Raw genomic sequence first — 12,837 nt, 5'->3', positions numbered from 1 at the left:
TTCCGCTGTTCCGGTACAGTTTTCGGCTAAGGTGTGCATTCACGATCCGACTTTTGCCCGGCGCACGCCGGCTTCCCATGCCCGACCTGACACATCTGCTGACTTTCGCCCTGGTAGCGCTGGGCATGGTGCTCACACCCGGCCCAAACATGATCTACCTGGTGTCCCGCTCCATTTCGCAAGGGCCGCAGGCCGGCCTGATTTCCCTGGGCGGCGTGGCGGTCGGGTTCATCTTCTACGTGGCCTGTGCGGCGTTCGGCATCACCGCCTTGCTGATGGCCGTGCCCTACGCCTACGACGCGCTGCGCATCGGCGGGGCGCTCTACCTGCTCTACATGGCGTGGCAGGCGATCCGCCCGGGCGGCCGGTCACCGTTTCAGGTGCATGACCTGCCCAAAAGCAGCCCGCGGCAATTGTTCACGATGGGCCTCCTGACCAATCTGCTCAATCCCAAGATCGCGGTCATGTACGTGTCGCTGCTGCCGCAATTCATCCAGCCCGATCACGGCAGCGTCTTCACCCAATCGCTGGCGCTGGGCATGACGCAGGTCGTGATCAGCCTGTCCGTGAACGCGCTGATCGCGATCATGGCGGGTTCCATTGCCGGTTTCCTGGCGGGCCGCCCGCTGTGGATGGTGGTGCAGCGCTGGCTGATGGGCACGGTGCTGGCCGGCCTGGCGGTGCGGATGCTTGCGGATACACGACGCTGATGCCGGCCCAGGACGGATTTTTCGCGACGCTGGGCGGCATGCTCGGCGAGGGCCTGCGCGCCATCGTTGCAGGAATCAAATGGCTCTTGGGCGGCCTGGGCGGCGCGCTGGCGGACTTCTACGCCGGCCTGGCCGGCGCGATGGGCATGAGCCCGTCGATCTTCAATCTGGTGCTGCTGGCGCTGGGCCTCATGTTCCTGTGGGGCGCGGTCAAGGCGCTGCTGCGGCGCTCGATTCTGGGGTTCCTTTTCTGGCTGTTCATGACGCTGCTGGTGCTGGGCGGGCTGGTGGACTAGCGGGCCCGCGGCACCGCCTTTGCCACCGCTTGGGCCACCTCCCGCAACCGCCGCACCATCGCCGGAAAGCGTTCCGCGCCGGTGTTGCCATAGCCGATCACCAGACCATTGTCCTCGGGGCGCGGCGTAAGCGCGAACGAAGACAGCGCGCCGGGATTCATGCCCAGCTTGCGTGCTTCGGCCACGATGGCCGTATCCGCATATTCGGACGGCAGCCGCACGGTCAGATGCAATCCGCAGTGTCCGCCCAGCACCTCGTGTTCGATCCCCAGATGCTGCGCCAGCGCTTCGCGCAGCGCCGACTGGCGTTCGCGGTACAGCCGCCGCATGCGGCCCAGGTGGCGCGAGAACTGGCCGTTTTCGATGAAGGCCGCCATGGTGAGCTGCTCCAGCCGGTGGCCGCCGCGCTGCATCTCGATGATGGACGGCATGGCCTCGCGCGCGATGGCCTCGGGCAGCACCAGAAAGCCCAGGCGCAGGGCAGGGAACATGGTTTTGCTGAATGTGCCCACGTACAGCACCGGGGCGTCCGGCAGCAGGCCCTGCATGGCGGCGATCGGTTCGCCCTGATGGCGGAATTCGCTGTCGTAGTCGTCTTCGATGATCCACGCGTGCGCGCGCCGCGCGCGTTCCAGCAGGTCGAGCCGGCGCGTCAGCGACAGCACCGCGCCGGTGGGGTACTGGTGCGAAGGCGTCGTCTGGATCAGGCGGGGCGGCTGGCGCGCCCAGGCGCTTTCCGGGATGACGATGCCGTCGGCATCCACGCGCATGGCCACGACATTCAGATCGCCCGCATGAAAGGCGGCCTTGGCGCCGCGATACCCCGGGTCTTCCAGCCAGGCCGTGTCGCCGGGATTGGTCAGCAGTTGCACGCATAGCGCCAGCCCGCCCTGCGCGCCTTCCGTGATGACGATGCGCGAAGCGTCGCAATGCACGCCGCGCGATACGCGCAGGTATTGGGCGATGGCCTCGCGCAGCGCGGGCTCGCCGGCCGGATCGCCATAGCCCAGCGCGGCGGCCGGGGCGGCCTGCAGCGCGCGGTCCTGCGCGCGGCGCCAGGCATTCAGCGGGAATTGGGTCAGCGCGGGCGTGCCGGGCGTCATCGGCAGCGTGGCGTCCGCGACATGGCGTGTGGAGACGATGCGGGCCAGGCGCCGGGCGGTCGCCGGGGCCTGCGTGGGGCTGGGCACGGCCTGGCGGGCGGCGTGGCGGGCCGCGGCCGACAGCGGCGCCACGCGCGTGCCCTGGCGATCGGCGATCACGTAGCCCTCGGCCGTCAGTTGCTCGTACGCGATCAGCACCGTGTTGCGCGAGATGGCCAGGTCCTCGGACAGTGCGCGGGACGACGGCAGCTTGCCGCCTGCCGGAAGCTGGCCCGCCAGGATGGCCTGCTTGAGCCGCTGGATGAGCTGGCGCTGGCGCGGCAGCGAACCCGGACCGCGCGCAAGCGGACTGGACAGCAGTGAAGCATTGGCGGCGTCGCCCAAGGTAGAGTCGGTCATGGCCCTATTAAATTCCCGGTTCGTGGCGCTTTTTATGATGCCACGGTTCCGATATCGTGAGGCCCTGGGTGTTGCGCCCGCCACCGTCGGCGGCGCGCCCTGAACCGATCGCCGAGGCCCCGCTCGCATGCAACCGCGCACCAACGATTTCCAGCAACCCATCGGCCCGGCGCTGCCCGGCTGGACGACGCGTCCGCGTCCGCCGCTCGCGCCCGCCGTCGGCCGCTATTGCCGCCTGGAGCCGCTGTCGGCCGAGCGCCACGCGGCAGACTTGTACCAGGCCTTCAGCCAGGCGCCCGACGACAGCGACTGGACCTACATGGGCGTCGGCCCCTTCGCGGACGAGGCCGCCTACCGGACGTTCGCCGAAGCCGCGCAGTCCAGCCCGGACCCCATGCATCACGCCATCATCGACCTGGCCACGGGCCGCGCCGTCGGCACGCTGGCGCTGATGCGCATCGACGCGCCCAATGGCGTCGTCGAGGTCGGCTTCGTGTCCTATTCGCGCCAGCTCAAACGCACCCGTATTGCCACCGAAGCGCAGTTCCTGCTGATGCGCCGCGCCTTCGACGAGCTGGGCTACCGCCGCTATGAATGGAAGTGCGACAGCCTGAACGCGCCGTCGCGCGCCGCCGCGCTGCGGCTGGGCTTCACCTTTGAAGGCATCTTCCGGCAGGCCACCGTCTACAAGGGCCGTAGCCGCGACACGGCGTGGTTCTCGATCATCGACAGCGAATGGCCCGCGCGGCGCGCGGCCTACGAGCGCTGGCTCAGCCCGGACAACTTCGACGCCGAGGGCAAGCAACGCCAGGGCCTGGCGGCGTTGATCGCGGCCGAAGCGGCCGCCGGCGCGGGCAACGATGTGGCCAGCAAGCGGCGGGGCAACGGCGCAGGAGACCCGGCCGCGTGCGCCTGATTCCGGTGGCACTGGCCCTTTTCTGGGGGCTGAACTGGCCGGCGGTGAAGATCATCCTGTCCATCTTCCCGCCGTTCACCTTGCGCGTGCTCGGCCTGGGCAGCGGCGCGCTGCTGCTATTGCTGCTGGCGGGCGCCAAACGCTTGCCGCTGTTGCCGCCGCGCAGCGCGTGGCCCGGGATCGTGGTGGGCGGCGTCCTGGCCGTGGCCGTCTTCAACCTGGCCGTGGCGTGGGCGCAGCTCAGCACCAGTACGTCGCGCGCGGCGGTGCTGACGTTCACGATGCCGATGATGTCGGCGCTGCTGGCGTGGCTGGTGCTGGGGGAACGCCTGGATCGCCGCCGGGGGCTGGCGCTGCTGCTGGGCGCTTGCGGGGTGGCGGTGCTGGCCTGGCCGGTGCTGCAAGCGGTGTTCGCCGGCAACGATGTGGCCGCTGCCAAGGGGCTGGTGTTTCCGCTGGTGGCGGCGTTCGGGTGGGCGGCCGGCACCGTGTATCTCAAGCGCTGGCCGGTCGCGGGTGACCGCATCGTCATCACCGCGTGGCAGCTCGTCGTCGGCGCCAGTTGCGCATTGGCCGGCGCGCTGATCGCCGGCGAGTCCTTCCCCACGCGCGGCTGGACCGCCAGCGTCGCGGGCGCGCTCTCGTTTCACATCATCCTGGGCACCGCGGTCGCGTACTGGCTGTGGTTCGTGCTGAGCGAACGCGTCAGCGCCACCGTCGCCGCGCTGACCACGCTGATGGTGCCGGTCGTGGGCGTGCTGGGTGCGATGGCGCTGGTGGGCGACCGGCCGGCCCCGGCGGACTGGTGGGGTTTTGCCTTCGTCATGGCCGGGGCGGGGCTGATCGTCCTGAACCTGGGTCAGCGGCGCGCCTGACCGGCGCCCTCGGGCGGCGACGGCATCCACGTGCCGTGCAGCCCGGCGGGCACGCGGCGGGGCAGGCGAACCTGCGCAACAGGACCCGCGGCCAGGTCGCGGGCGTCCAGCACGATGAACCGGCCCCCGGTGTCGTTTTCCGCATGCACGAAGCTCAGGATGTAGCCGTCCGCTTCGCCCGCGCCGGACGGGTCGGCCGCGAACACCGGTTCGCAGGCGGTCTGCCCGGCGGGCAGCCGGAACACGGACTTTTCACCCGTCTGCAGGTCGTAGCGGGCAAAGGCTTCGAAGGCGCCGGGCTGCGGCGTTTCACCCGGACGCGGGTCGCGCAGGCCGGCATAGCAGAAGCGGGCGCGCCGCCCGAGCCACGCATCGTTGACCCGGCCGAACTCACAGGGCTGATCGTCCAGCATCTGATCGTCCACGCGTCCGCTGTCCAGATCGATGCGCAGCCGGTGCATTTCGAGCCGCTTGCGCGAGCTGGGTCCGTAGCCGTCGTGCCAGGGCAGCACGGCCTCGATCACGTTGCCGCCCACCCAGGCATTGGCGACGTGCCAGTTGAAGAAGGGGGCGGCTTCGATCCACCGGATCTGCGCCGCGTCGTTGCAGTCGCGCGGCACGAGCAGCACGTGCGTGCCGCGTTGCGGCTCCCAGGCCGGCGCCGCGGGTCCGCGGCTGAAGTCGAACACCAGCGGGCAGACGAATGCGACCACGTGGGTGGCGGTCAGGCCGATGTCGTGGACCAGCGCCGGCCAGGGGGACGAGAAGGACACCTGGCGGTCCACCCGGCCGGTGGCGTCCAGCCGCATGTATTGCAGCGTGCCGGCCATGAGGTCGTAGTTGATCGCCAGCATTTCCCCGGTCAGCGGATCGACCTTGGGATGCGCCGAGAACGCGCCCGCGAGCTTGCCGTGGAACGTATTGGGACCCAGCGTGCCCAGCGCGTCGTTCACTTCGTAGGCGCATCCGCCTTCGTACAGCGCGTGGATCCGCCCGGCGTGACGCAGCACGTTGGTGTTGGCCAGGTTGGCTTGCGGGGGCGGACCGAACGTCGGGTTGTAAATGCGGTGGCCCGCGTCCCGTTCTTCCTGAAGCTCGGCGGTCAGCACCCAGCGGTTGCGGTAACGCGCGCGGCCGCTGTCCAGGTAGAGCGCGTGGATCATGCCCGTGCCGTCGTAGGGATAGGCGTAGCCCGGTCCCGGTTCGAATTGCGGGTTGGGGCCGTTGCGCATGAAGACGCCGGACAGGCCGGCGGGCAGGTCGCCTTCAATGGGCAGGTTCGCGTCGTCGCGTTCGTCAAAGACCGGTGCGAACGCACGGGTCAGGGCGGGGTTGTCGCTGTGCCAGGGTTGCATGGGGACTCCAGGCCGTGGCCGCGCGCCGGGAGGGGGGCGGCAAGCGTCCGGGGCGGCAAACGTCCGTTATATCCGCCCGGACCGCAGGGTGAAAGCCGAGTTAACCATGATGGCCGGTTCAACCATGAGGCCTGAGTCAACCACGAGACGCGCCGCCGCGCCGCCTGCGCAGCCGTTCCCGCACCATTTCCGCGCCGCTGACCAGCGTGATCCCGGCCAGCACCATCACCGCGCCGATCACGAATCCCGCATCCAGCGGCTCATCCAGGATCAGCACGCCAAAGCTCACGCCAAAGAGCGGCGTCATGAAGGACAGGATGGACAGGCGCGAGGCAAGATACCGGCGCAGCAGCCAGAACCAGACCAGGTAGCTGGACAGCGCCACCACCACCGACTGAAAGGCGACGCTCAGCACGGCGGCCTGGGTAAAGCGGATGCCGTGATGGCCGGTGGCCACGGCGAAGGCCAGCAGCCCTACCGCGGCCACGGCCATCTGATAGAACAGCGTCTTGGCGGGGGCGGCCTCGGACAGCGCCGTCTTGCGGATCGCGACCGTGGTGGCGCCCCACAGCAACCCGGCCGCCAGTCCCATCGCATCGCCCAGCAGCATGTTGCGGGCGCCCTCGTGGACGGCGGGTTCGCCGCCCTTGACCAGGAACGCGACCGCGATGCCGCAGAAGGCCAGCGCCACGCCTGCCCATTGCAGCGGTTTGAGGCGTTCTTCGGGCAGCAGCCAATGCAGGCCGAGCGCCGCAAAGATGGGCGCGGTGTACAGGAATACCGCCATGTGCGAGGCCGTGGTGTAGACCAGACCCTGCGCGACGAACAGGAATTCGCCCGCGAACAGCAACCCCACGGTCAGTCCGGGCAGGATGGTGCCGTCGGTGAACGCGCGCCCGCGCTCTGAACGCCACACCACCACCGCCAGTACCAGGGCCGCGAACGTCGAGCGCAGCCCGATCTGCATGATGGGGGCGATGTCATCGGCCACCAGCTTGATGGCAATCTGCTGAAAGCCCCAGCACACGCACAGCGCCAGCATGGCGCTGGTGGCCAGCGTGTCCAGGGGAAGGCGTTGCGGCCTTGCGGCGGCGACGCTCACGGCAGTTCGGCGGGGTAGCTGTCCAGCGCCAGCCCGATCTGCTGGCGCAGGTCCCATTCGGCCAGCGTGGATTGCACCGGTCCGTAGAAGGCGCCGTCGCGGGCGACGAACATGGCCGGCAGGTGAAAAACCTCGTAGCGCTCGACCAGGCCACGGTTGTCGCCGGCGTCGATCCAGCAGATGCGCTCGACCGGCAGTTCAACGGCCGGAAGCTGCTCGCGCGCCAAGCGGCAGGTGCCGCAGGTGCGGCTGTGAAAGACGATGAGCGACAGGCCGGGCGCGTCCAGCAGATAGCGATCGGCGGTGCTGTCGTTGAGGGTTATCTGTTCCATGGTGTAGGGCTCTCAAGCGCCGCGCAGCGCGCGATCGAGTTCCAGCACCGACTGATACAGCACGCGGGTGCCGTCCAGGAGTTGCGCCGGTTCGATCCATTCTTCGGGGCAGTGGCTGCGGCCGTTCAGGCAGGGGATGAAGATCATGCCGATGGGGCCGGTGGGCGCCATGTAGACGGCGTCGTGGCCGGCGCCGCTGGGCAGGCGCATCGACGCATAGCCCAACTGGTCGGCGGCAGCCTTGACGGCGTCCATCACCAGGGGCGAACAGTCCGTGGGCTGCGCGCGGCTGAGCTGCGTGAAACCGGCGGTCAGGCGCAGCGCCTTCAGGTCGTCCGCCACGCCCGCCATCAGGGTTTCCGGGAAGGCATCGAGCACGGCGTTGCTGTCGCTGCGCATTTCCAGCGTCATCTCGACCCGGCCGGGCACCGCATTGGCCGCATTGGGCGTCATGGCCAGCCGGCCCACCGTGGCGACGACGTAATGCGGATTGCCGCTGGCGGCGCTGGCCTGGCGGTGCGCGGCGTCGATGATTCGGGCCGCGCCCACCAGCGCGTCGCGCCGGATATCCATGGGCGTGGTGCCCGCGTGATCGGGTTGGCCCTCGACCACGATCTGCACGCGGCGGATGCCGACGATGTTGGTGACCACGCCGATCGGCAGGTTGCGGCTTTCGAGCACGGGGCCCTGTTCGATGTGCAGTTCGACGAAGGCGGCGGTCTCGCCCGCGCGGCGCAGCGGCGCATTCAGCGCCGCCGGAGTGCCGCCGATGCGGGCGATGCCCTGCGCTAGCGTCTCGCCTTGCGGATTGCGCGCGGCCAGCATGTCGGCGCTGAGCTGGCCGCACAGCGCGCGGCTGCCCACGCAGGAAATGCCGTAGTCGCTGGGTTCCTCGGACAGGAAGTCGATGACCTCGAAAGGATGGTCGAGGGTGATGCCGTGTTCCTGCATCGTGTGCGCGACCTCGATGCCTGCCAGCACGCCGATGATGCCGTCGAAGCGGCCGCCGCTCATGACGGTGTCGCAGTGCGAGCCGGTGGCGATCGGCTTGCGCGCGGCGTCGCGCCCGGCGCGCGTGCCGACCAGGTTGCCGCCCGCGTCCAGGCGCGTGGCCAGCCCCGCGGCTTCGAACTCGCTGCGCAGCCAGGCGCGCGCGTCATCGAACAGCGGCGAAAAGGCGCGGCGCGTCCAGGGCACGTCGGGCAGGGTGAATTTGGACAGGGTGTCGACGCGCGCCCAGAGGCGTTCGGCGTTCAGGGGAGGAAAGGCGGGCGGTGTGGCTTGCGGCATGAGACTTCCAGAAGATCGCCCTGGATTATGGCATCAATGCCATGGCGTCCATGCCGCCGCGCGCCGGGCCGCCGCCTACGTCGTTCTGCGCCAGGATGGTTCGCGCTTTTCCAGGAAGGCGGTCACGCCTTCGCGCGCTTCCTCGGTGCTGCGGATAGCCGCGATGCGTTCGACCGAGTCGGCAATCAGGGCCCCATCCAGCGGCTGGCCCGCGAAGTCCCGCACCAGCCGTTTGCTGGCCTGCACGGCGCCCGGGCCATTGGCGCACAAGGTGCGGCACAGCGCTTCGGCAGCCGCGAGCGCTAGCGCTGCAGGGACCACCTCGTGCACCAGCCCCAGCCGCAACGCGGTGGCGGCGTCAAAACGTTCCGCGGTCAGGAAATACCGGTTGGCTGCGCGTTCGCCCAGGGCGCGGATCACGTAGGGGCTGATGGTGGCGGGCAGCAGGCCCAGCCGGGTTTCGGACAGGCAGAAGTGCGCGCTGTCCGCCGCCACCGCCATGTCGCAGGCGGCCACCAGCCCCATGCCGCCCGCGTAGGCGTCGCCGTTGACGCAGGCAACGATGGGCTTGGGGCAGGTCCAGACCGCGTGCAGCATGTCCGCCAGCCGCGTGGCGTCCTGGCGGTTGTCCGCGTCGGTCAGCGTGCCCATTTTGCGCATCCAGTTCAGGTCGCCGCCGGCGCAGAACGCCTTGCCCGCACCCGTCAACAGCAGGACCCGGACCTGGGCGTCGTCCACGGCCGTCTTGACCGCCGCCGTCAGCGCGGCGATCAGCGTCTCGTCGAACGCGTTGCGCATGTCCGGGCGGTTCAGCGTCAGGCGGGCGATTGGGCCGTCAAGGGCCAGGTCCAGCGGTGCGTTCGGCGTCATGCGCGGTCTCCGGTGTTATTGATGATGGCTCAATCGGCGTGGCCATTTGTCTGGCTGATTCTATGGGTAAAAGCGCGATTTCGCGATACTTCGTTTGGATATATTGAGTTATCCTCAACAAAAAATTCGGAGACAGACATGAGCCAGCATCAGGACGGCGCGTCCGCCGGTCAGCGTTACGCATCGGTATTCCGGCCGGGGTTGTTCGACGGCAAGACCGTCATGGTGACCGGCGGCGGCAGCGGCCTGGGCCGATGCACCGCGCATGAGCTGGCGGCGCTGGGCGCCGGTCTGGCGCTGGTGGGGCGCAACCCCGACAAGCTGCGCGCCGTGGCCGAGGAAATCGCCGGCATCTACCCCGAAGCCGCCAGCCGCATCAGCCAGCATGCGTGCGACATCCGCGACGAGGCCGGCGTTCGAGGCGCCGTGGCCGATGCGCTGGCCGCGCACGGCGGGCTGGACGGAGTATTCAATTGCGCGGGCGGGCAGTTTCCCGCGCCGCTGGACCGGATCAGCCTGAACGGCTGGAATGCCGTGGTGCAGAACAACCTGCACGGGACGTTTCTGGTGTCGCGCGAGGTCTATACCCAGCACATGCGCCAGCACGGCGGCGCCATCGTCAACATGCTGGCCGACATCTGGGGCGGCATGCCGGGGATGGGGCATTCCGGCGCGGCGCGCGCAGGCGTGTGGAATCTGACCGAAACCGCCGCCTGCGAGTGGGCGCATGCCGGCGTGCGCGTGAACGCGGTGGCGCCGGGCTGGATCGCTTCCAGCGGCATGGATAGCTACGACGAACATTACCGCGGCGTGCTGCGCGAACTGAAGACCAAGGTCCCGCTACAGCGCTTCGGCACCGAGGCCGAGCTTGCCGCGGCGGTCGTTTTCCTGTTGTCGCCCGCGGCGGCGTTCATCAATGGCAGCGTCATCCGCGTCGATGGGGGCGTGCCCAACGCGCGCCATTCCTGGAACCTGCAGCCGGCCGAGCGCGGCCAGGCCTACAACGGCTTTCCTCAGTACGTGCCGCCGTCGCTGTTTTCCGAAGATTGAAGGCGATGCAGGGCATTCTGGACTTCGCCCCGGAACTGCGCCAGCGCCAGCGCATCCTGGCGCGGCGGCTGCAAGGCCTGCCACAAAAAGCCCACCAGGTGGTCGGCGGTGGCCGCCACATCCACGCCCGTGCCGCGCAGCATCGCGTCCCACAGCACGTGTTCCATCGGCCCGTAGACCGCCGAGCGCAGCAGCCGCAGCGGCATGTCCTGGCGGATGTCGCCATCGGCCTGGCCTTGGGCCAGGATGCACATCAGGGGCGCGGTGTAGCGGCGTTGCAGGCCGGCGTAGATCTCGCCAAAGTCGTCGTTGCGCGCGCGCCCTTCGGACAGGATGAACGCGCACAGGCCGGGACCCTCGGCCAGCAGATGGCGCAGGTGCGTATGGACCAGGTAATGCAGTTGGGCCCGCGTGCCGTGGATATGCGGAAGATGGTCTTCCACCCGCGCGATGATTTCGTCGTACCAGTCGCTGATCACCCGCACGCAGAGTTCGCGCTTGCCGCCGAAGTAGGTAAAGACGGTGGCTTCCGAAACCCCCAGGCGCTGCGCGATCTCGGTAGTGGTGGCCGCCTGGAAGCCCGCTTCGGAGAACACCTGGCGCGCGACCCGCAGGATGTCGCGGATGCGTTGCTCGGATTTGGCGCTGGCCGGCGGGCGGCGCATCGGGACGGCTGGGCTATTTTCCATGCAGGCAAAAGGCGAAAAAGGGGCGGGCGGCCTGCCTGGCCGTCCGCGCGAGCGCCTATTATTGAGCGAGGGTCAACGCCGTGGCAAGACGGGATGCAACCCGCCGCCGCGGCCCCTTCATGGCAACAACCATAATCATCAAGAGACAACCATGCTGCATCGAGCAGATTCCTACGCGCAAGTCCTGTCCACGTTCCAGTGGCAGGTGCCCGCGGCCTACAACATCGGCGTCGACGTGTGCGACAAGTGGGCGGACGGCAGCGGCCGGCTGGCGCTGATCTATGAAAAGAGCGATGGGGCGCAGACGCGCTACACGTTCGACCAGATCAAGGCGCAGTCGAACCAGCTGGCCAACAGCCTGGCGCGCTATGGCATCCGGCGTGGCGACCGTGTGGCCATCTACCTGCCGCAGGTGCCCGAAACCGCCATCGCCCATGTCGCTGCCTACAAGATGGGCGCGGTGGCGGTGCCGCTTTTCACGCTGTTTGGCGTGGACGCCATCCAGTACCGGTTGGCCAACAGCGGGGCGTCGGCGCTCATTACGGATGCCGAAGGCTGCCGCAAGCTGCTCGAGATCCGCGACACCCTGCCGGATCTGAAAGTGATCTATTGCATCGACGGCGAGGCCGGGGGTATGGAAGACCCGGCGGCCGCGGTCAATGCGCTGCCGTTTCAGCAAAGCCTGGCGCTGGAGGCTGACGCGTTCGACCCCGTGGCGACGGCGGCCGACGATCCGGCCGTCATCATCTACACCTCGGGCACCACCGGCAAGCCCAAGGGCGCGCTGCATGCGCACCGCGTGCTGTTGGGCCATCTGCCCGGCGTCGAGATGTCGCACGAATTCTTTCCGGAAAACGCCGTCCTGATGTGGACGCCGGCCGACTGGGCATGGATCGGCGGGCTGCTGGATGTGCTGTTGCCGTCGTGGCACCACGGCGTGCCGGTGCTGGCGCGGCGGTTCGAGAAATTCGACGGCGCCTCGGCGCTGGAGCTCATGGCGCGCCACGGCGTCACGCACACTTTCCTGCCGCCCACCGCGCTCAAGATGATGCGCGGCTGCGAGTGGCCCGAGGACGCCGGGCCGCGCGCGCTGCGCTCGGTGGCCAGTGGCGGCGAATCGCTGGGCGCGGAACTCATCGACTGGGGCCGCCGCGTGCTGGGCGTGACCATCAACGAGTTCTACGGCCAGACCGAATGCAACATGATCGTGTCCTCGTGCTCGTCGCTGTTCGACCCTTGCCTGGGCTCCATCGGCCGCGCCGCGCCCGGTCACCGGGTCGCTATTGTGGATGACGCCGGGGCCGAGTTGGCCGATGGACAGGAAGGCAACATCGGCGTAATGCGCCCGGATCCGGTCATGTTCCTGGGGTACTGGAACAACCCGGTGGCAACGGCGGAAAAATTTGCCGGCGATTACCTTCTGACCGGCGATATCGGCGTGCGTGACGCGCAAGGTTTCATCCGCTTTGTGGGCCGCAACGATGACGTCATCACCAGCGCCGGCTACCGGATTGGTCCGGGCCCCATCGAAGACTGCCTGCTCGGGCATCCCGCCGTGCGCATGGCGGCGGTGGTGGGCATGCCGGATGCCGAGCGCACGGAAATCGTGGTGGCGTATGTGGTGCTGAAAGAGGGGATCGAAGGCGACGAGGCGCTGGTCAAGGCGCTGCAGGCGCATGTCCGCACCCGGCTGGCCGCCCATGAATATCCGCGCGCGATCCGGTTTGTAACCAGTTTGCCGACGACCGCGACGGGCAAGATTATCCGCCGGGAGTTGCGCGCCGGTTACCCGGCCTGAGCCGTCTCACCCAGTGACAATCTCCTCCATGTGGATGGGTTGACGGGTTGCC

General features: G+C 68.7%; 13 protein-coding genes. 6 read left to right on the top strand and 7 right to left on the bottom strand.

Going from position 1 to position 12,837, the window contains the following annotated elements:
* Positions 1 to 77 precede the first annotated feature (77 nt).
* A complete protein-coding gene (locus tag FBY20_RS01065; protein WP_056316112.1) occupies positions 78 to 710 on the top strand; it encodes a LysE family translocator in 633 nt (210 codons plus the stop codon).
* Positions 710 to 1,006, top strand: a complete 297-nt coding sequence (locus FBY20_RS01060; RefSeq protein ID WP_056316115.1) for a hypothetical protein — start codon at positions 710 to 712, stop codon at positions 1,004 to 1,006. Before FBY20_RS01065 ends, FBY20_RS01060 begins: the two co-directional genes overlap by 1 nt.
* Here FBY20_RS01060 and FBY20_RS01055 read toward each other — a convergent pair.
* Positions 1,003 to 2,508, bottom strand: a complete 1,506-nt coding sequence (locus FBY20_RS01055) for a PLP-dependent aminotransferase family protein (RefSeq protein ID WP_142049452.1) — start codon at positions 2,506 to 2,508, stop codon at positions 1,003 to 1,005. The two genes, FBY20_RS01060 and FBY20_RS01055, sit on opposite strands and share 4 nt — an antisense overlap.
* 127 nt (positions 2,509 to 2,635) lie before the next feature.
* On the opposite strand from FBY20_RS01055, the gene FBY20_RS01050 reads away from it, so the two are divergent.
* Together FBY20_RS01050 and FBY20_RS01045 are read left to right on the top strand one after the other, a co-directional pair.
* Entirely contained in the window at positions 2,636 to 3,424 is a 789-nt protein-coding gene (locus FBY20_RS01050) for a GNAT family N-acetyltransferase (RefSeq protein ID WP_142049450.1), read from the top strand.
* Positions 3,415 to 4,299, top strand: a complete 885-nt coding sequence (locus tag FBY20_RS01045; protein WP_056316119.1) for a DMT family transporter — start codon at positions 3,415 to 3,417, stop codon at positions 4,297 to 4,299. Before FBY20_RS01050 ends, FBY20_RS01045 begins: the two co-directional genes overlap by 10 nt.
* Here the strand turns inward: FBY20_RS01045 and FBY20_RS01040 are convergent.
* The 5 genes from FBY20_RS01040 to FBY20_RS01020 all read right to left on the bottom strand — a co-directional run bounded on the left by FBY20_RS01040 (position 4,284) and on the right by FBY20_RS01020 (position 9,248).
* On the bottom strand, positions 4,284 to 5,654 hold the full coding sequence (locus FBY20_RS01040) for a carotenoid oxygenase family protein (RefSeq protein ID WP_142049447.1): 1,371 nt from the start codon (positions 5,652 to 5,654) through the stop codon (positions 4,284 to 4,286). The genes FBY20_RS01045 and FBY20_RS01040 overlap by 16 nt on opposite strands.
* A gap of 136 nt (positions 5,655 to 5,790) precedes the next feature.
* A complete protein-coding gene (locus FBY20_RS01035) occupies positions 5,791 to 6,696 on the bottom strand; it encodes a DMT family transporter (RefSeq protein ID WP_056318617.1) in 906 nt (301 codons plus the stop codon).
* Between the two features lie 56 nt (positions 6,697 to 6,752).
* Positions 6,753 to 7,088 carry a co-chaperone YbbN gene (locus FBY20_RS01030; protein ID WP_056316122.1) on the bottom strand — a complete coding sequence of 112 codons (336 nt, stop codon included), beginning with the start codon at positions 7,086 to 7,088 and terminating at the stop codon, positions 6,753 to 6,755.
* 12 nt (positions 7,089 to 7,100) lie between these two features.
* On the bottom strand, positions 7,101 to 8,378 hold the full coding sequence (locus FBY20_RS01025; RefSeq protein WP_142049444.1) for a Zn-dependent hydrolase: 1,278 nt from the start codon (positions 8,376 to 8,378) through the stop codon (positions 7,101 to 7,103).
* Between the two features lie 75 nt (positions 8,379 to 8,453).
* Positions 8,454 to 9,248 (bottom strand): enoyl-CoA hydratase/isomerase family protein, encoded by a 795-nt coding sequence (locus tag FBY20_RS01020; RefSeq protein WP_142049441.1) that lies wholly within the window; start codon positions 9,246 to 9,248, stop codon positions 8,454 to 8,456.
* Positions 9,249 to 9,386: 138 nt separating this feature from the next.
* Here FBY20_RS01020 and FBY20_RS01015 point away from each other — a divergent pair, with 138 nt between their 5' ends.
* Positions 9,387 to 10,298, top strand: coding sequence for an SDR family oxidoreductase (locus FBY20_RS01015; protein WP_056316132.1), 912 nt, complete (start codon positions 9,387 to 9,389; stop codon positions 10,296 to 10,298).
* Here the strand turns inward: FBY20_RS01015 and FBY20_RS01010 are convergent.
* On the bottom strand, positions 10,262 to 10,987 hold the full coding sequence (locus tag FBY20_RS01010) for a TetR/AcrR family transcriptional regulator (protein WP_142049438.1): 726 nt from the start codon (positions 10,985 to 10,987) through the stop codon (positions 10,262 to 10,264). The two genes, FBY20_RS01015 and FBY20_RS01010, sit on opposite strands and share 37 nt — an antisense overlap.
* Before the next feature lie 151 nt (positions 10,988 to 11,138).
* Between FBY20_RS01010 and FBY20_RS01005 the strand changes: the two genes are divergently transcribed.
* Complete coding sequence (locus tag FBY20_RS01005; RefSeq protein WP_056316139.1) at positions 11,139 to 12,785, top strand: acyl-CoA synthetase; 1,647 nt, start codon at positions 11,139 to 11,141, stop codon at positions 12,783 to 12,785.
* Positions 12,786 to 12,837 lie beyond the last annotated feature (52 nt).

Origin of the sequence: Achromobacter sp. SLBN-14, assembly GCF_006715415.1 — a bacterium.
Classification (GTDB): domain Bacteria; phylum Pseudomonadota; class Gammaproteobacteria; order Burkholderiales; family Burkholderiaceae_B; genus Achromobacter; species Achromobacter mucicolens.
This window is presented reverse-complemented; position numbering and strand designations above follow the sequence as displayed.